We start from the raw sequence: 17642 nt of genomic DNA, 5'->3' as shown, positions 1-17642 counted from the left end.
CCGCGGGCCCTGCAATGGCTCAGTCGGCCAGTGCCACGCCCTTGACCTGGGCGAACACCGTCTCGCCTTCGGCCAGGCCCAGCTCGCGCTGCGAGCGCACGGTGATGCGCGCCATCAGCGCCGTGCCGCCGGCGTCCAGCCGCACCATCACCTGACCGGGGGCATCTGGCGCGATCTGCACGATGCACGCCGGCAGCACGTTGAGCACGCTGGTGGCCTGCGGCGGGCTGCGCGCCAGGCTCACGTCGCGCGCCAGCACGCGCAGCCGGGCTTCCTCGCCAACGGCGCGCGCGTGCGGCGTGGTCACGTGCAGCCGGCCGCCTGCAAAGCCGACGGTGAGCAGATGGTCCTGGGCGTCCCAGGCCTGCACCCGGCCATGCACCAGCGCCGCAGCGCCATCGCCCGTGGCCAGGGGCAGGTCCAGGCGCGCCATCAGCGCGGCGGGCGCGCCTTGAGCCAGCACACGCCCGGCGCGCAGCAGCACCAGGTGCGTGGCCAGGCGCGCCACCTCGTCGGCCGAGTGCGTCACGTACAGCATCGGAATGCGCAGCTCGCGCTGCAGCCGCTCCAGGTAGGGCAGGACTTCAGCCTTGCGCGCGGCGTCCAGCGCGGCCAGTGGCTCGTCCATCAGCAGCACGCGCGGGCTGGCCCCCAGCGCGCGGGCAATCGCCACCCGCTGACGCTCGCCGCCCGAGAGCAGCTGCGGCATGCGCGCCAGCAGGGCGGACAGGCCCAGCAGCTCCACCGCGTGCTCCAGCGATACGCGCCGCTGTGCGGCGGGCAGCCGCTTCCAGCCGTATTCGATGTTGCGCTGCACGGTCAGGTGGGCGAACAGGCTCGCCTCCTGAAACACATAGCCCAGGGCGCGCCGGTGCGTGGGCACCCAGGTGCGGCGGGCATCGTCCTGCCAGACGTCGCCGTTGACGTGCACCGCGCCGCGCGCGCGCTCCAGCCCGGCGATGGCGCGCAGGCAGGTGGTCTTGCCGCAGCCCGAGGGGCCGAACAGAGCGGTGACGCCGTCGCCCGGCAACTGCAGGTCGACGTCCAGCACAAAGTCGGCGCGTGCCAGCTGCAGGCGCGCGTGGATGCCGGGGGCGGCGCTCATCGGCTTTTCCTGGGCTGCAGCCACTGCAGCAGCATCAGCACCACGAACGAGAACGCCACCATGCCGCCGGCCAGCCAATGGGCGTGGGTGTATTCCATGGCTTCCACATGGTCGTAGATCTGCACCGACACCACCCGCGTCACGCCGGGGATGTTACCCCCCAGCATCAGCACCACGCCGAACTCGCCCACCGTGTGCGCGAACGTCAGGATGGCGGCGGTGATGAAGCCCGGGCGCGCCAGCGGCAGCGCCACGGTGAAGAAGCGGTCCAGCCGGGCGGCGCCCAGAGTCGCCGCCACCTCCAGCGGCCGGGGCCCCAGCGCCTCGAAGGCGCGCTGCAGCGGCTGCACCGCAAACGGCAGCGAATACACCAGCGAGCCGATGACCAGGCCAGCGAAGGTAAAGGGCAGGCGGTGCAGGCCCAGGGCGTCCGTCAGGTGCCCTAAAAAGCCGTGCGGCCCCATGGCCACGAGCAAATAGAAGCCGATGACGGTGGGCGGCAGCACCAGCGGCAGCGCCACCACCGCGCCCACCGGCCCGCGCCAGCGCGAGCGGGTGTGTGCCAGCCACCACGCCAGAGGCGTGCACAGCACCAGCAGCAGCGCGGTGGTGATGGCCGCCAGGCGCAGCGTCAGGCGGATGGCGGCCCAGTCCTCGGGGCCCAGAGTGAAAGCAACCACTGCTATTGAAAATATAGCTGCTTGCGCAGTGTGGACGGGCGTTGGAGGGTTAAAACACTGAAATCTCGGGCGGCGTGGCGCGGGCGGTGCGTCAGAACGCGTATCCGTACGATTGGATCACGGCGCGCGCCTTGTCGCCGCGCAGGTACTGCATCAGCGCGGCTGCGGCGGCGTTGCCCTGGCCCGGCTTGAGCACGATGGCGTCCTGGCGGATGGGCGCGTGCAAGCTCGCCGGCACCACCCAGGCCGAGCCTTCGCGCAGCCGGCCGTCCTCGGTCACCTGCGACAGCGCGACGAAGCCGAGCGCAGCGTTGCCCGACGCAGCGAACTGGTACGTCTGGCCGATGTTCTCGCCCTGCACCACGCGGCCCTGCACCTTGTCGGTCAGGTTGAGCTGGGCCAGCGTCTCCATCGCGGCCTGGCCGTAGGGCGCCAGCTTCGGGTTGGCGATGGCGATGTGGCGCCAGTCGCCTTGCTGCAGTACCCGGCCTTCGGCGTCTACATAGCCCGGCTGCTTGCTCCACAGCACCAGCCGGCCGATGGCGTAGGTGAACCGCGTGGCCGGGTCGCCCAGGCCTTCGCGGCCGATCTTCTCGGGCGTGCGATCGTCTGCGGCCAGCAGGATGCCAAAGGGCGCGCCATTGGCGATCTGCGCGTAGAACTTGCCGGTGGCGCCGAACGAGAGCTGCGCCTTGTGGCCGGTGTCCTGCTCGAACAGCTGCGCGATCTTCTGCATCGGCGCGGTGAAGTTGGCGGCCACCGCCACGGCCACCTCGTCCGCGTGCGCGCCCCCGGGCGCAAGGATGGCCGCCAGCGTGAAGGCGGCGAAAAATGGAGTCTTGCGGGTGTGAAACATGCAGGCGGGCTCGCTATTCATTTGGGGAATAGCGAAAAGTATAGCCGGCACCACTCTTGCCGGCATGCATGATCGCGTCCATGCACCAGCCTTCCGCCTCCATCCTCCAGGCCCTGGGCCACGGCCCGGCCGACCGCCGCCTGGCCGTGCTGCGCGAAATTGGCGCCGGCGGCTCCATCTCGCAGGCCGCGCGCGTGGTGGGCGTGAGCTACAAGGCCGCCTGGCAGGCGCTGGACACGCTCACAAACCTGGCCGGCGTGCCGCTGGTCGAGCGCGTGGTGGGCGGGGCCGGTGGCGGCGGTGCGCGCCTGACCGAGGCGGCGCACGAGCTGCTGGCCGCCGCCGGTGCCATGCATGCGGCGCGCGCCCAGCTGGCCGCGCAGCTGCAGCCCGGCGCAGGGCCGCAGGCCGCAGCGCTGCGCCTGGCCGTGCAGACCAGCATGCGCAACCAGTGGCCCTGCACCGTGCAGGCGCTGCAGGCCAGCGGCCCGCTGGTGCGGGTGCAGCTGCGCGGCCAGCTGGGCGCGGCGGCGCAGCTGCTGCTGTGGGCGCGCATCACGCGCGAGAGCTGCGAGCTGCTGGCCCTGCGCGAGGGCGCCGCCGTGCAGGCCCTGTGCAAGGCGACGGCCGTGCGCGTGCTGCCCGCGGGGCAGGGCGCGCCGGCGCAGTCCAACCAGTGGCCCGGCCGGGCCACGCGGGTGGCCCGCGGCGAGCTGGGCGACGAAGTGGCGGCCGAGGCGGCCGGGGTGCAGATGGTGGGCTTTGCGCCGCCCGCCTCGCGCCTGCGCCCGGGCTCGCGGGTGCTGCTGCAGATGGACGAATCGGCCGTTGCGCTGATGCTGGCCGCACCCTGAACAGCTGCCGCGCCGAAGCGCATCCGCGCTGCCACGTAGGCGTTAATACATAGGCATTAGTCCCAGTGCTGCGGCCTATCGGCGCCCTTACGATGCACTGCAACATACCAATGGAGACAAAGGTCGCGCCGCACGAAAAGCGTGCGGCGCGCCTGTTTGCAATGAGCGACGTCATACTGGAAACCTCCCACCTCACCAAAGAGTTCAAGGGCTTCACGGCCGTGAGCGATGTGAACCTGTCGGTGCGCCGCGGCTCCATCCACGCGCTGATCGGGCCCAACGGCGCAGGCAAGACCACCTGCTTCAACCTGCTGACCAAGTTCCTCACGCCCACCTCGGGCACCATCCGCTTCAACGGGGCGGACATCACGCGCGAGCAGCCGGCGCAGATCGCGCGGCGCGGCGTGATCCGCTCGTTCCAGATCTCGGCGGTGTTCCCCTATCTCACGCTGCTGGAGAACGTGCGCCTGGGCCTGCAGCGCAGGCTGGGCACCAGCTACCACTTCTGGCGCAGCGAGCGCAGCCTGCACCAGCTGGACGGCCGCGCCATGGAACTGCTGGCCGAAGTGGGCCTGGAAGACGTGGCGCACGAGGTCACCGTGAACCTGCCCTACGGCCGCAAGCGGGCCCTGGAGATCGCCACCACGCTGGCCATGGAGCCCGAGCTGATGCTGCTGGACGAGCCCACCCAGGGCATGGGCCACGAGGACGTGGACCGCGTCACGCAGCTGATCAAGAAGGTCTCGGCGGGCCGCACCATCCTGATGGTCGAGCACAACATGAAGGTCATCTCAACCATCGCCGACCGCATCACCGTGCTGCAGCGCGGCGCCGTGCTGGCCGAAGGCCCGTACGAAGAGGTCTCGAACAACCCGCAAGTCATGGAAGCCTACATGGGCACGACCGACGGCCAGCTGCAGGGAGCACATTGATGGCGACGCCTGCACTGGAAATCAAGGGCCTGGAGGCCTGGTACGGCGAGTCCCACGTGCTGCACGGCGTGGACATGGTCGTGCAGCCCGGCGAAGTGGTCACGCTGCTGGGGCGCAACGGGGCAGGGCGCACGTCCACCCTGCGCGCCATCATGGGCCTCACCGGCGCGCGCCGCGGCTCGGTGCGCATCGACGGCGTGGAGACCATCGCCATGGCCACGCACCGCATCGCCCACCTGGGCGTGGGCTACTGCCCCGAAGAGCGCGGCATCTTCTCCAGCCTGTCGTGCGAGGAAAACCTGCTGCTGCCGCCTACCCTCAAGACGGGTACGCAGGGCATGAGCCTGGAGGAGATCTACGACATGTTCCCCAACCTGGCCGAGCGCAAGAACAGCCAGGGCACCCGGCTGTCCGGCGGCGAGCAGCAGATGCTGGCCGTGGCGCGCATCCTGCGCACCGGCGCCAAGCTGCTGCTGCTGGACGAAATCTCCGAAGGCCTGGCCCCGGTGATCGTGCAGGCGCTGGCCCGCATGATCACCATGCTGCGCCAAAGGGGCTACACGGTGGTGATGGTGGAGCAGAACTTCCGCTTCGCCGCGCCCCTGGCCGACCGCTTCTACGTGATGGAGCATGGCCGCATGGTCGAGCGCTTCGGCGCCTCCGAGCTGCAGGAAAAGATGCCCGTGCTCAACCAGCTGCTGGGCGTGTAGGGCCGCATCGGCCCCTTTGCACAAAAAGCATTCCAACGACTTTCGACCCTCGACAAGGAGACTTCCCATGAAACACCAACTCCGCACCCTTGCTGCCCTGCTGGGCGCCGCCGGCCTGTCGCTGGCCGCCGTGCACGCGCATGCCCAGGACAAGGTCAAGATCGGCTTCATCACCGACATGTCCAGCCTGTACGCCGACGTCGAAGGCAAGAACGGCGCGCTGGCCATCCAGATGGCGATCGACGACTTCGGCGGCAAGGTGCTGGGCAAGCCCATCGAGCTGCTCACGGCCGACCACCAGAACAAGGCCGACATCGCCGCCAGCAAGGCCCGCGAGTGGATCGACACGCAGAACCTGACCATGCTGTTTGGCGGCACCAACTCGGGCACGGCGCTGGCGTCCGCCAAGGTCGCGGCCGAGAAAAAGCGCATCTACTTCAACAGCGGCGCGGGTTCTTCGGCGCTGACCAACGAGCAGTGCACGCCCTACACCGTGCACTACGCCTACGACACCGTGGCGCTGGCCAAGGGCACGGGCGCGGCCGTGGTCAAGCAGGGCGGCAAGAGCTGGTTCTTCCTGACGGCCGACTACGCCTTCGGCCACGCGCTGGAGGCCGACACCTCCCGGATCGTCAAGGAAGCCGGCGGCACCGTGGTCGGCAGCGTGCGCCACCCGCTGAATGCGTCGGACTTCTCGTCCTTCCTGCTGCAGGCGCAGAACTCCAAGGCGCAGATCCTGGGCCTGGCCAACGCCGGCGGCGACACCATCAACGCCATCAAGGCGGCCAAGGAATTCGGCATCAACAAGTCCATGAAGATGGCCGGCCTGCTGGTGTTCCTGACCGACATCCACAGCCTGGGCCTGAAGAACACCGAAGGCCTGCTGCTCACCACCAGCTGGGACTGGAACCTGAACGACGAGACGCGCGCCTTCGGCAAGAAGTTCTTCGACAAGACCAAGCGCATGCCCACCGACATCCAGGCCGCCGACTACTCGGCCACCATGAACTACCTGAAGGCCGTGCAGGCCGCAGGCACGGTCGATGCCGACAAGGTCATGGAAAAGCTCAAGTCCACGCCCATCGACGACTTCTACGCCAAGGGCGTGATCCGTCCCGACGGCCGCTTCGCCCACGACATGTACCTGATGCAGGTGAAGTCGCAGGCCGAATCCAAGCAGCCCTGGGACTACTACAAGGTCGTGTCCAAGCTGCCCGCCGACCAGGTCTGGACCACCAAGGCCGAGAGCAAGTGCGAGCTGTGGAAGTGATGCCGCGCTGAGCCTTGGACATCCGCCCTGCCGCCCTGGCAGGGCGGGCTTCGGCCCCAAAAGACAAGAGCACAACAACCCGACTGGAGACACACCGTGAACACCCGCACCACCGCACTCATCCTGGCGCTCGCCGCCGCAGGCCTGGCCACCTCCGCGCACGCGCAGGACAAGGTCAAGATCGGCTACATCAGCGACATGTCCAGCCTGTACGCCGACCTGGAAGGCAAGGGCGGCGCCACCGCCATCCAGATGGCGATCGACGACTTCGGCGGCAAGGTGCTGGGCAAGCCCATCGAGCTGCTCACCGTGGACCACCAGAACAAGGCCGACATCGCCGCCAGCAAGGCGCGCGAGTGGATCGACACGCAGGGCCTGACGATGATCTTCAGCGGCACCAACTCCGGCACCGCCCTGGCGCTGGCCAAGGTGGCCGACGAGAAGAAGCGCGTGATGATCAACAACGGCGCGGGCAGCTCGGCGCTGACCAACGAGGCCTGCACCCCGTACTCCGTGCACTACGCCTACGACACCGTGGCGCTGGCCAAGGGCGCCGCAGGCGCCATCGTGGACGGAGGCGGCAAGAGCTGGTTCTTCCTCACGGCCGACTACGCCTTCGGCCATGCCATGGAGGCGGACGCCTCCACCGTCGTCAAGGCCAAGGGCGGCACGGTGGTGAACGCCGTGCGCCACCCGCTGAACGCGTCCGACTTCTCGTCCTTCCTGCTGCAGGCGCAAAACTCCAAGGCCCAGGTGCTGGCCCTGGCCAACGCCGGCGGCGACACCATCAACGCCATCAAGGCAGCCAAGGAATTCGGCATCGACAAGACCATGAAGGTCGCCCCGCTGCTGGTGTTCTACAGCGACATCCACAGCCTGGGGCTGAAGAACACCGCCGGCATGCAGTTCGTCACCAGCTGGTACTGGGACATGGACGACGCCTCGCGCAAGTTTGCCGACGCCTACATGAAGAAGACCAACCGCCGCCCCACCGAGATCCAGGCCGCCGACTACTCGGCCACCATGAACTACCTGAAGGCCGTGCAGGCCGCCGGCACGGTGGACGCCGACAAGGTCATGGAAACCTGGCGCGGCATGAAGATGGACGACTTCTTCGCCAAGGGCTATCTGCGCGCGGACGGCAGCTACATCCACGACATGTACCTGGTGCAGGTCAAGGAGCCCAAGGAATCCAAGGGCACCTGGGACTACTACAAGATTGTGAAGAAGCTGCCCGGCGAAGAAGTCTTCACCACCAAGGCCGAGAGCAAGTGCGCGCTGTGGAAGTAATCCGCGCCGCCGCCTGACCCACTACTTCCCCTATTCACCGCGTCGTCGTTTCCCATGGAATTTTTTGGTGTCTCCATGCCGGCCATGATGAGCCAGCTCCTGCTGGGGCTGGTCAATGGCTCGTTCTATGCCATCCTCAGCCTGGGGCTGGCCGTCATCTTCGGCCTGCTCAACGTGATCAACTTCGCGCACGGCGCGCTGTTCATGCTGGGCGCCCTGACCACCTGGATGGCGCTGAACTACCTCGGCATCAACTACTGGGTGATGCTGATCCTGGGGCCGCTGGTGGTAGGGGTGGTGGGGGTGCTCATCGAGCGCCTGCTGCTGCGCTGGATCTACAAGCTCGATCACCTGTACGGCCTGCTGCTCACCCTGGGCCTGACCATGCTGATCGAGGGCGTGTTCCGCTCGATCTACGGCGTCTCGGGCCTGGGGTATGACACGCCCGAGCTGCTGGAAGGCGCCACCAGCCTGGGCTTCATGATCATGCCCAACTACCGCGCCTGGGTGGTGGTGGCCTCGCTGGTGGTGTGCATCGCCACCTGGTACGTGATCGAAAAGACCAAGCTGGGCGCCTACCTGCGCGCCGGCACCGAAAACCCGCGCCTGGTCGAGGCCTTCGGCGTGAACGTGCCCGTCATGATCACGCTGACCTACGCCTTCGGCGCGGCGCTGGCGGCCTTTGCCGGGGTGCTGGCCGCGCCCATTTACCAGGTCACGCCGCTGATGGGGCAAAACCTCATCATTGTGGTGTTCGCCGTGGTCGTGATCGGTGGCATGGGCTCCATCATGGGCTCCATCCTCACCGGCCTGGGCCTGGGGATCATCGAGGGCTTCACCAAGGTGTTCTACCCGGAAGCGTCCTCCACCGTGGTGTTCGTCATCATGGCCATCGTTTTGCTCATCCGCCCCGCCGGCCTGTTCGGCAAAGAAAAGTGAAGCCGCCGGGGTTGCACACATGAACGTCAAGAAATTCGCTCCCATCGGTTATGGCCTGCTGCTGCTGGGCCTGATCGCCGCGCCCTTCGTGGGCGCCTACCCGGTGTTCGTGATGAAGCTGCTGTGCTTCGCGCTGTTCGCCTCGGCCTTCAACCTGCTGCTGGGCTACACGGGCCTGCTGTCCTTCGGCCACGCGGCCTTCCTGGGCGGCGCGGCCTACGTCACCGGCCACTCCGTCAAGGCCTGGGGCGTGACGCCCGAGATCGGTCTGCTGCTGGGCCTGGTCAGCGGCGCGCTGCTGGGCCTGGTCATGGGCTGGTTCACCATCCGCCGCCAGGGCATCTACGCCACCATGATCACGCTGGCACTGGCGCAGATGCTGTACTTCGCTGCGCTGCAACTGCCCTTCACGGGCGGCGAGGACGGCCTGCAGGGCGTGCCACGCGGCAAGCTGTTCGGCCTGATCGACCTGTCCAGCGACCTGACCATGTACTACGTGTGCCTGATCGTCGTGGTCGCCGCCTTCCTGCTGATCGTGCGCACCATCCATTCGCCCTTCGGGCAGGTGCTCAAGGGCATCAAGGAAAACGAGCCGCGCGCCATCTCGCTGGGCTACGACGTGAACCGCTTCAAGCTGCTGGCCTTCGTCATCTCGGCGGCCATCGCCGGGCTGGCCGGGTCGCTGAAGACCCTGGTGCTGGGCTTTGCCACGCTGTCGGACGTGCACTGGTCGGCCTCGGGCCACGTGGTGCTGATGACGCTGGTGGGCGGCATGGGCACCTTGAGCGGCCCGCTGGTGGGCTCGGCCGTCGTGGTGCTGCTGGAAAACAAGATCGGCGAGCTGGGCAGCTTCCTGGCCAGCGTGACCTCCATCGACTGGTTCAACACCCTGGGCGAGTCGGTCACCATCGTCACCGGCCTGATCTTCGTGGTCTGCGTGCTGGCCTTCCGCCGCGGCATCATGGGCGAGCTGATCGCCTGGGCTGAGCGGCGCCGCACCCGCGCCTGAGGCGCACCCCGCCACCGCGGCCCAGCCCGCAACCAAAAAACGCCCGGCCCGCCGGGCGTTTTTTTATGCCTGCCAGCCCGGCATGTGCGACCCCCTTGAATTGGCCCGCGCCCGCCCTAGATAAATTTCCGAGGCCGGCGGGGCCGGCCGTTTCAACCCCCTGAACGAAAGGAGCGATTGCCATGAACGCATTGATTGGCCGTGGTGGCCTGTTCGACGATTTCTTCAAGGACATGAACCCGGGCTTCTACGTCCGCCCGCTGCACGGCGACCCACTGCCCAGCCCCGGGCAGATGAAGGTGGACGTGCACGAGAACGAGGGCGGCTATCTGGTCTCGGCCGAGATCCCGGGCGTGCCGAAGGAAGAAATCCACGTCTCGGTGGACGGCAGCATCGTCACCCTGCGCGCCGAGGTGCGTCAGAGGGACGAGAAGACCGAGGGCGAGAAGCTGCTGCGCGCCGAGCGCTACTACGGCAGCGTGTCGCGCAGCTTCCAGCTGCCGGCCGACATCGACGCCGACGGCTGTCAGGCGAAGTACGAGAACGGCGTGCTGACGTTGAACCTGCCCAAGAAGCAGGGCGGCCGCGGCCAGCGCCTGGCCATCGAGTAAGGCCCGCCACGCCGCGCGGAGACTGCGGGCGCGGCGAACGGGCAGCGGGGCCGGCAGCGCGCCGCCCCGCCAGAGGCCTGGCACCGGGCCTGACTCGGACAGCCCGACCGCTCAGCACGGGCGCCATCAGGCCCCTGCCTATTCACCTGCCCAAAAAATTGAATGAAATCGGCCTCTAGCGCATGCTGGATAAGCGCAAGGAGCTATCAAAATAGAAGCGCCAGCCCCGCCATGGCGGGGCCGCCGCGCACGCCTCAGCCCAGCTGCAGCCGCTGCGCATACCCCGTCATCTCCAGGTACCCCCGGCCCACCGCGCGCCCGGCGGCGTCGCGCAACTCGCACAGCCCTTCCCAGTAAATCGCGCCGGTGGAGCCCCGGCTGTCCAGCTCCTGGTCATCCAGCAGCGCGTGCACGCTGAAGGTGCCCGCCGGCGTCTCCACCTTCCATTCGACCGGGTAGCGCGCGCCGCTCAGGGCGCTGCTCCAGTGCCGCACCGGGGTGAACGCCACGGCGTCGTGCGCAAAGACCTGCGCGGCCACCGCGCCCGCCGCCCGCACCGATCCGCCGGCCCACAGCTGGCTGCCATCCGCCCGCCGCAGGTGGAACGCCGTGAGCGCGCGGCCGTCCTGCAGGTTCATGCCGATCCAGTCCCAGCCCACCGCCTCGGGGTGCAGCAGCGCCTCGCTGCACTCGTGGTCCAGCCAGGCGCGGTTGTCGTGCGCGCCGCCGGGCTCCAGCGCCATGCGCCGCCCGCCCTGCGTGAGCGTGCCGCGCACCGCCAGTTGCGGCTGGCTGTAGTAGTAGCTGGCCTGGGCCGCCTCGGGCCCCTTGCGCGACAGGCCTTCGCTGCCCTGCAGCAGCACCGGCTGCGTGCTGTCAAAGGTCAGGTCGAGCGCAAAGCCATCGCCCGCCACCTGCGCGCGGTAGCGGCTGTGACCGGGCGCATCAGTGGGAGTGCGCACCAGGTGCCAGTCGCGCAGGTGCACCGCCGTGTCGATTTCAGACGCCTCGGCAATGCCGAAGCCCGCCCGCGCGATGCGCTGGTCGTGCTGCAGCCGCTGGCCCTGCACGTCGCTCAAAGCCGCATGGGCGAACAGCAACTGTCTGGCCGCGAACTGCGACTGCAGCCCCTGCGTGGCATCGACCCGCGAGCGGAAGAACGTCACCTGAAAACCCCACAGCCGCCCCGCAGCGCGCGCATGGCCGGTGATGTACCACCACTCGGTGCGCAGCCCGGGGTGGCTGCCGTGGTCGCGCGGAAACGCCAGCGTGCGCGGCGCCAGCGCCCACGCGCCGCCGGCCGGCACACCCAGCGCCGAGCCTGCCATTGCCGCCATCCAGTGGCGGCGGCCCAGGCCCCAGCCGGGCAGCGCAGCGGAAGGCAAGGGGGCCATGGCCGCGCCGGTGCCTCGGTCAGGCCAACAGGGCGTTCACGCGCGAGCTGGTGTCGTCGCACACGCCCACGTGGCGCGCCACCCAGGCGTCGTCGTAGTAGGTCGCCAGGTAACGCTCGCCCGCGTCGCACAGCAGCGACAGGATCGAGCCCTGCTGCCCGGCATCGCGCATCTCGCGCGCAATGCCCAGCATGGCGACAAAGTTGGTGCCGGTCGAAGGCCCGACGCGCCGGCCCAATATCTGCGACAGCGCGCGCATGGCAGCAATCGAATCGCCGTCCGGCACCTCTTCCATGCGGTCCACCAGCGTGCGGATGAAGCTCGCCTCTACCCGCGGCCGGCCAATGCCCTCGATGCGCGAGCCGGGCGCCGTCAGGCTCTTGTCGCCCGTGCGGTGGTAGGCGCTGAACACCGAGCCGGCCGGGTCGGCCACGCACAGCTGCGTCTCGTACATCTGAAAGCGCACATAGCGGCCAATGGTGGCGCTGGTGCCGCCGGTGCCCGCGCCCACGACGATCCAGCGCGGAATGGGGTGCCGCTCGCGCTGCATCTGCGTGAACATGCTCTCGGCGATGTTGTTGTTGCCGCGCCAGTCAGTGGCCCGCTCGGCGTAGGTGAACTGGTCCATGTAGTGGCCGCCGGTCTCATCGGCGATGCGCTGCGCGGCGTCGTACACCTCGCCCGCATGGTCCACGAAGTGGCAGCGCCCGCCGTAGAACTCGATCTGCGCGACCTTCTCGGCTGAAGTCGAGCGCGGCATCACCGCTACGAAGGGCAGGCCTAGCAGCCGGGCAAAGTAGGCCTCGCTCACCGCCGTCGAGCCGCTGGACGCCTCGACGATGGTCGAGCCCTCGTGCACCCAGCCGTTGCACAGCGCGTAGAGAAACAGCGAGCGCGCCAGCCGGTGCTTGAGGCTGCCGGTGGGGTGGGTGGACTCGTCCTTCAGGTACAGGTCGATGCCGGCGGCGGCGTAGGCGGGCAGGGGCAGGGGGATGAGGTGGGTGTCGGCGCTGCGTTGATAGTCGGCTTCGATGCGGGCGATGGCGGTAGGGAGCCAGGGGGGGGGGTGAGTCATAGGAGAATTGTGGAGCAGATTTGGCGTGTGGAGCAATAGACCAATAATCTACTTTTGGACAATAGGTGCCGCATTAGATTGGCGGACAAATATCGACAATAGAACCCAGTCGTCCTTTAGAGTTTTGCGTGCGCCGCGTTTTGGGTTGCAAGAAAATTGGTTGTTCGTATAGGTGTTGCGCATCTCAAATAATCCGAATTGAACAGCAGTACAAGGTGTGAAAGCCGTTGGGTGAGTTGCTCTGAAGTTGCGGCTGGACCCACGTTGAGTGAATTTTTATTTGGAGGGAAAGGAATGGCGAAAGGGAATCTGTTGAGTTGGAAGAAGCGGAATAATCCTCCTGAAAAGTCCAAGTTGGAATATGAAGGCGCCGCTGAGAAGCTGCTTCAGTATGCGAACGATCATCCCAGTGCGCGCGAGCTAACTGAGGTGAAACTAAAGGCAGAGTTGAGGCGTTGGGACATCGAGCGGCGTGCACCGACTATCGAAGAAATTCAGCAGCGCTACAACTATACGGCAGAGTACGCGATCAAATTTCTTGAAAAGCTAGAGAGAACTCGCAATCTGAGAGTCAAGAAGTCAGCCTCAAAAGTTGTGAAGCCTGCGAAGCAGGCACTCGCGTTCCTAACGCCGCCGGCATTGGAGCCTACGCAGAACAAGACGGGAGAAATAGATGGGGTGAGCAGTAAGCTTGTCCAGCTAAATTTGATTTTGGAAGATATTCGGCGGCGCTACAGTGAAGAAATCAGAAATAAAGGCGAGCAGACAAACGTGAGAGAGGGGTTCATTTACATTTTAATAAGTCCCTGCTTCCCTGGGTGGGTTAAGGCCGGAATGACGATTGATTACGATCTGCGCCTCGGCACCTACAATACGTCTGACCCACTGTCCCGGTTTAAATATGTTGAGCTGGCTTGGACGTCGGATCGTAGAGGTGCAGAGCAGCACCTATTGGCGGCGTTGCAACATGCTGCAGCAGAATCTCGCGGTGAGTGGTTCAGACTGACATTAGAGGAAGCAGTAAGCATTTTCGACAGATTTAAGCGTATATCCTAATGAAGCTGCCCCATTGGATGGAATGACTTGAGTGTGTCTTGTACTGTTCGCCAACGTCCTATCCTTCGATGAAATAAAACTTTGTGAAACAGCCAATTGAATGACGCGACGGTTAAGGACGGTCTGCGTAAATCGCGCCGAACTGTGCTGGCCGATGCAGGTACGCGAAGACAATCGAAGCCATGGAGCAAGCAGACCTTGGCCTGGAGCTGTTGATTGGCTGGTTGGCTGATTGGCTGGTTGGCTGGTTGGCTGGTTGGCTGGTTGGCTGGTTGGCTGGTTGGCTGGTTGGCTGGTTGGCTGGTTGGCTGGTTGGCGAGTAATGGCTCGGCCCTGCCACCGCCTGCTGTTGGCCCAGCGTGTGCCAATGGCGGCGACCTGTTGCCCAAAACACGACTCAGCGTCGTACTAACGCTTGACGTTAGTAACGTGTAGCGGTAGCATCACCCATGGCCATCCAGTGCTTCAAATGCGATGACACGGAGTCACTGTTCAGACTGGAGCGCGTGCGTCGCTGGGTCAACATCGAAGTTGCGGCACTGCGCAAATTGCGCCTTTTGCATGCCGCCCATGTTCTGCACGACTTGCGCATTCCCCCAGGCAATCGACTGGAAGCGCTCAAGGGCGATCGCGAGGGCCAGCACAGCATTCGCATCAATGACCAATGGCGCGTGTGTTTTGTATGGACCCCTGAAGGGCCAGCGGACGTCGAGATCGTTGACTACCACTGACGCCCGGCAGCCAATGCCCGGCGACGATCAAGCACAGGAGAGTAACCATGACCGAACAGCTGACGCTTCCGACCCCCGGCGAGATCCTCGCCACTGAGTTCCTGGAGCCTCTGGGCATCACACAGTACCGGCTGGCCCAGGCCATCCTTGTACCGCAGAGCCGCATCGCCGCCATCATCAAGGATGGCCGGGTGATCACGGCAGATACGGCGCTGCGGCTGGCGCGATTCTTCGGCACGTCGGTGGAGTTCTGGATGAGCCTGCAGGGCCAGTACGACGCCGACACCGCCAGGCTCAAACTGGGCGAAGAGCTGGAAGCCATCGAGCCGTTCGCAGCGGCTGGGTAATCAGTTTGGAGCGCTCGCTGGCGGGCGACATGTGGTTGCTACTCGCCCTGTGCGGGACGCCCCGTGTGGCGAGTGGGAACGTGAGTGGACGCAAGGCCGCCTCGTCCATCCGCCTGTTACCAATCCTCTTTCACTGCCATCACCGCGACCCTGCCTGCCGCCGCCCGCCCCGCCAGCCACGCCGTCACCGTCCCCGCCAGCACCACCGCCGCCGCAAGCGCGCCCAGCCGTCCCACCGGCACCCGCAGCTCCATCGTCCAGTGAAAACTCTGCGGGTTCACCACATGCACCAGTACCACCGACACGGCCAGCCCCAGCAGCGTGCCGGCCACCGCACCCACCAGCGTCCACGCTGCGCCTTCGCCGGCCACTACGGCCAGCACCTGTGCGCGGGTCAGGCCCAGATGGGCCAATAGCCCGAACTCCTTGCGCCGCGCCAGCACCTGCGCGCTGAAGCTCGCGGCCACGCCAAACAGGCCAATGCCAATGGCCACGGCCTGCAGCCAGTAGGTGACGGCAAAGCTGCGGTCGAAGATCGCCAGCGAGCGGGCGCGGATGGCGGCGGCGGAGGTGAATTCCAGCGGCGCGGCGAGCGCCGGGGCGTCCGCTGCTGCGGGGGGCGCATCGGTACCGTTCTCATCGGGCGCGGCGGCGCGGGCCAGCGCGGTGATGGCGCCCTGCAACGCCGCCTCGTCGGCGCCCGCACGCGGCCACAGCGCCAGGTCGCTGATGCGCGCGTCGCCGGTCAGGCGCACGTAGTCGGCGCTGTCGATCGCCACGGCGCCGAACTGGCGCACGTAGTCGCGCCACACGCCTGCTACAAAAAAGCGAGCTGCTGGCGCTTGCCCCGCCTGCGCCAGAGGCCGAAAAGACTCTGAAAGCGCCGGCCAGTCGCTACCCGCCCGCGCGCCGTACAGCTCGACCACCGCCTCGCTCACGTACACGCCCACGCGGCCGGGCGGCACGGGCAGGGCGCCCTCCACCAGCGGCAGCGTGCCGGCCGGGTCGGGCACCAAAGGCCGGGCCAGCAGCGCCACGGCGGGGCGGGCCGGGTCCAGCAGCAGGCTGCTGACGCGCAGCGTCTGCACCTGCTGCACGCCGGGCAGTTGCGTCACGCGCTCGGCAAAGCCGGGCGGGAAGGAGGCGGCGGCGTCGTCGCCCGCCCCGCTGCCGGCCAGGCGCACGTACAGCGGCGCGGGCAGCACCGCGTCCAGCCACTGGATGACCGAGCCGCGAAAGCTGGCCACCATCACCGTCAGCGCCACCGCCAGGCTGAGCGCCGCCACCACGCCGCCCACCGCCACGGCGGCGCTGCCGCGCATGCGGCGTGCGCGCTCCACGGCCAGCAGCGGCAGCGGCGACGAGGCAGCGCGGCGCGCGGCCAGCGGCTGCACGGCGTTGAGCAGCGCCTGCACGCCCCAGGGCAGCAGCGCGATGCCGCCGACCAGCAGCAGGCCCACGGCGAAGTACGCTGCCAATGGGATGCCAAAAACGGGCGGAGCCAGCGCCAGTAAAGCGCCGGCAGCTATCAAAACAATACCAGTGGCACCGCCGCGCCCGTGTCCGCCCTGCGCGCCCAGCCCCTTGAGGCTTTGCGCCGGCGGCAGCCCTTGCGCCTGGCGCGCCGGCCACCAGCCGCCGACCAGCGCGGCGGCCAGCCCCAGGGCGCCGTAGAGCAGGGCGGCCGGCGCGCTCCACTGCAGCGCGGGCTGCACGCCGGCGAAGTAGCCGCCGCCCAGGTCGCCGCCCAGCACGTTGAGCGCCAGCGCCGCCAGAGCGGTGCCCAGCGCAATGCCGGCCACGCTGCCCAGCAGCCCCAGCGCGCTTGATTCCCACAGCACCAGCGCCAGCCGTTGGCGCGGCGTGGCGCCCAGCACGGCCAGCAGCGCGAACTGCGGCGCGCGCTGCGCGACGCTGAGCGCCAGCACCGAGAACACCAGGAACGCCCCGGTGAATAGCGCCACCAGCGCCAGCACCGTCAGGTTGACGCGGTAGGCGCGCGAGAGGTTGCTCACCCGCTGGGCGGCGTCGCCCGGCTCGGTGATGCGCACGCCGCGCGGCCAACCGGGCAGGGCCTGCAGGGCGCTCTCGACGTCGGCGCGCACGGCGCCGGGGCGCAGTTGCAGGTCGATGCGGCTGAGCTGCCCGCCGCGGCCGAACAGGTCCTGCGCGGCGCCGATGTCCATCACGGCCAGCGGCGCGCCGCCGGCGGCCACGGTGCCGGCCAGGCGCACGGAGTGGGTCTGCAGGCCGATCTGCAGCGTGAGCGTGGCCGGGGGCGTGGTGCCCTCGGTGGGCAGGCGCAGCGCCTGCAGCGCGGCGGCGTTCAGGAACACGTTGCCCGGCGCCAGCATGGCCAGGCGCTCGGCGGTGTCGAAGGCGCGCGGCATCAGGGCGGGCGCCAGGCGGGGCACGACCAGCGCATCGACGCCCAGCACGCGCAGCGCCACGAGCGCTCCGGCCGGCTGCTGAGCGGCCAGGGCGGCGCTGCTGGCCTGGGCCGTCAGCTCCAGCCAGGGGCTGGCCAGCGCCACCTGCGGCTGCGCGGCGACTTCGCCGTAGAGGGCCTCGGGCAGCGACCCTTGCACGGCGCGCAGCTCCAGGTCGGGCTGGCCGTTGACGGAGCGCACCGCCTGCGAGAACTCGTACAGCGCCGAGGCGTTGATGACGTGCACCGCAAAGCCCAGCGCCACGCCCAGCATCACCGCGACTACTGCGGCCGCGCTGCGCCAGGGGTGGTGGCGCAGTTCCTGCCAGGAGAAGGTGCGCAGCAGGGCGAGCAT

Annotated in this window: 18 protein-coding genes; 12 read left to right on the top strand and 6 right to left on the bottom strand. The window is 67.7% G+C overall.

Features of this window, described 5'->3' with window-relative positions:
- Positions 1 to 19: 19 nt before the first annotated feature.
- The 3 genes from modC to modA all read right to left on the bottom strand — a co-directional run bounded on the left by modC (position 20) and on the right by modA (position 2641).
- Positions 20 to 1105 (bottom strand): molybdenum ABC transporter ATP-binding protein, encoded by a 1086-nt coding sequence (modC, locus tag C7H73_RS12685; protein WP_106846981.1) that lies wholly within the window; start codon positions 1103 to 1105, stop codon positions 20 to 22.
- Positions 1102 to 1785: a molybdate ABC transporter permease subunit gene (modB, locus tag C7H73_RS12680; protein WP_106846980.1), complete on the bottom strand. Its 684-nt coding sequence runs from the start codon at positions 1783 to 1785 to the stop codon at positions 1102 to 1104. The genes modC and modB overlap by 4 nt, the downstream gene beginning before the upstream one ends.
- A 91-nt stretch (positions 1786 to 1876) precedes the next feature.
- The gene (gene modA / locus C7H73_RS12675; RefSeq protein ID WP_106847668.1) at positions 1877 to 2641 is read right to left on the bottom strand and encodes a molybdate ABC transporter substrate-binding protein; all 765 of its coding nucleotides are present in this window, start codon (positions 2639 to 2641) and stop codon (positions 1877 to 1879) included.
- Between the two features lie 80 nt (positions 2642 to 2721).
- On the opposite strand from modA, the gene C7H73_RS12670 reads away from it, so the two are divergent.
- The 8 genes from C7H73_RS12670 (at position 2722) to C7H73_RS12635 (ending at position 10256) form a co-directional block, all read left to right on the top strand.
- Positions 2722 to 3495, top strand: coding sequence for a TOBE domain-containing protein (locus C7H73_RS12670; RefSeq protein ID WP_227001345.1), 774 nt, complete (start codon positions 2722 to 2724; stop codon positions 3493 to 3495).
- 161 nt (positions 3496 to 3656) lie between these two features.
- A complete protein-coding gene (locus tag C7H73_RS12665; RefSeq protein ID WP_106847667.1) occupies positions 3657 to 4427 on the top strand; it encodes an ABC transporter ATP-binding protein in 771 nt (256 codons plus the stop codon).
- A complete protein-coding gene (locus C7H73_RS12660; protein WP_106846978.1) occupies positions 4427 to 5137 on the top strand; it encodes an ABC transporter ATP-binding protein in 711 nt (236 codons plus the stop codon). The genes C7H73_RS12665 and C7H73_RS12660 overlap by 1 nt, the downstream gene beginning before the upstream one ends.
- Before the next feature lie 67 nt (positions 5138 to 5204).
- Positions 5205 to 6407, top strand: coding sequence for an ABC transporter substrate-binding protein (locus C7H73_RS12655; protein ID WP_106846977.1), 1203 nt, complete (start codon positions 5205 to 5207; stop codon positions 6405 to 6407).
- A gap of 96 nt (positions 6408 to 6503) precedes the next feature.
- Entirely contained in the window at positions 6504 to 7697 is a 1194-nt protein-coding gene (locus C7H73_RS12650; RefSeq protein ID WP_106846976.1) for an ABC transporter substrate-binding protein, read from the top strand.
- Positions 7698 to 7751: 54 nt separating this feature from the next.
- Positions 7752 to 8636, top strand: coding sequence for a branched-chain amino acid ABC transporter permease (locus tag C7H73_RS12645; RefSeq protein WP_106846975.1), 885 nt, complete (start codon positions 7752 to 7754; stop codon positions 8634 to 8636).
- A gap of 19 nt (positions 8637 to 8655) precedes the next feature.
- Positions 8656 to 9645, top strand: coding sequence for a branched-chain amino acid ABC transporter permease (locus C7H73_RS12640; protein ID WP_106846974.1), 990 nt, complete (start codon positions 8656 to 8658; stop codon positions 9643 to 9645).
- Between the two features lie 182 nt (positions 9646 to 9827).
- Positions 9828 to 10256: an Hsp20/alpha crystallin family protein gene (locus tag C7H73_RS12635; RefSeq protein WP_106846973.1), complete on the top strand. Its 429-nt coding sequence runs from the start codon at positions 9828 to 9830 to the stop codon at positions 10254 to 10256.
- Between the two features lie 254 nt (positions 10257 to 10510).
- Here C7H73_RS12635 and C7H73_RS12630 read toward each other — a convergent pair whose 3' ends face one another.
- Both C7H73_RS12630 and C7H73_RS12625 read right to left on the bottom strand, forming a co-directional pair.
- A complete protein-coding gene (locus tag C7H73_RS12630) occupies positions 10511 to 11650 on the bottom strand; it encodes a lipocalin-like domain-containing protein (RefSeq protein ID WP_106846972.1) in 1140 nt (379 codons plus the stop codon).
- 19 nt (positions 11651 to 11669) lie between these two features.
- A complete protein-coding gene (locus C7H73_RS12625) occupies positions 11670 to 12725 on the bottom strand; it encodes a PLP-dependent cysteine synthase family protein (RefSeq protein ID WP_106846971.1) in 1056 nt (351 codons plus the stop codon).
- A gap of 231 nt (positions 12726 to 12956) precedes the next feature.
- Between C7H73_RS12625 and C7H73_RS12620 the strand changes: the two genes are divergently transcribed.
- The 4 genes from C7H73_RS12620 to C7H73_RS12605 all read left to right on the top strand — a co-directional run bounded on the left by C7H73_RS12620 (position 12957) and on the right by C7H73_RS12605 (position 14859).
- The gene (locus tag C7H73_RS12620; protein WP_170104813.1) at positions 12957 to 13781 is read left to right on the top strand and encodes a GIY-YIG nuclease family protein; all 825 of its coding nucleotides are present in this window, start codon (positions 12957 to 12959) and stop codon (positions 13779 to 13781) included.
- 182 nt (positions 13782 to 13963) lie between these two features.
- Entirely contained in the window at positions 13964 to 14104 is a 141-nt protein-coding gene (locus C7H73_RS15825; RefSeq protein WP_264371564.1) for a hypothetical protein, read from the top strand.
- A 126-nt stretch (positions 14105 to 14230) separates the two neighbouring features.
- The gene (locus tag C7H73_RS12610; protein ID WP_106846969.1) at positions 14231 to 14512 is read left to right on the top strand and encodes a type II toxin-antitoxin system RelE/ParE family toxin; all 282 of its coding nucleotides are present in this window, start codon (positions 14231 to 14233) and stop codon (positions 14510 to 14512) included.
- A 47-nt stretch (positions 14513 to 14559) separates the two neighbouring features.
- Positions 14560 to 14859, top strand: a complete 300-nt coding sequence (locus C7H73_RS12605; RefSeq protein ID WP_106846968.1) for a HigA family addiction module antitoxin — start codon at positions 14560 to 14562, stop codon at positions 14857 to 14859.
- A 116-nt stretch (positions 14860 to 14975) separates the two neighbouring features.
- Here C7H73_RS12605 and C7H73_RS12600 read toward each other — a convergent pair whose 3' ends face one another.
- Positions 14976 to 17642 (bottom strand): ABC transporter permease, encoded by a 2667-nt coding sequence (locus tag C7H73_RS12600; RefSeq protein ID WP_106846967.1) that lies wholly within the window; start codon positions 17640 to 17642, stop codon positions 14976 to 14978.

The organism is Pulveribacter suum, assembly GCF_003013695.1.
In the GTDB taxonomy this organism is placed as follows: Bacteria; Pseudomonadota; Gammaproteobacteria; order Burkholderiales; family Burkholderiaceae_C; genus Melaminivora; species Melaminivora suum.
The sequence above is the reverse complement of the archived record's forward strand: the minus strand, read 5'-3'. Positions and strand labels throughout refer to the sequence as shown.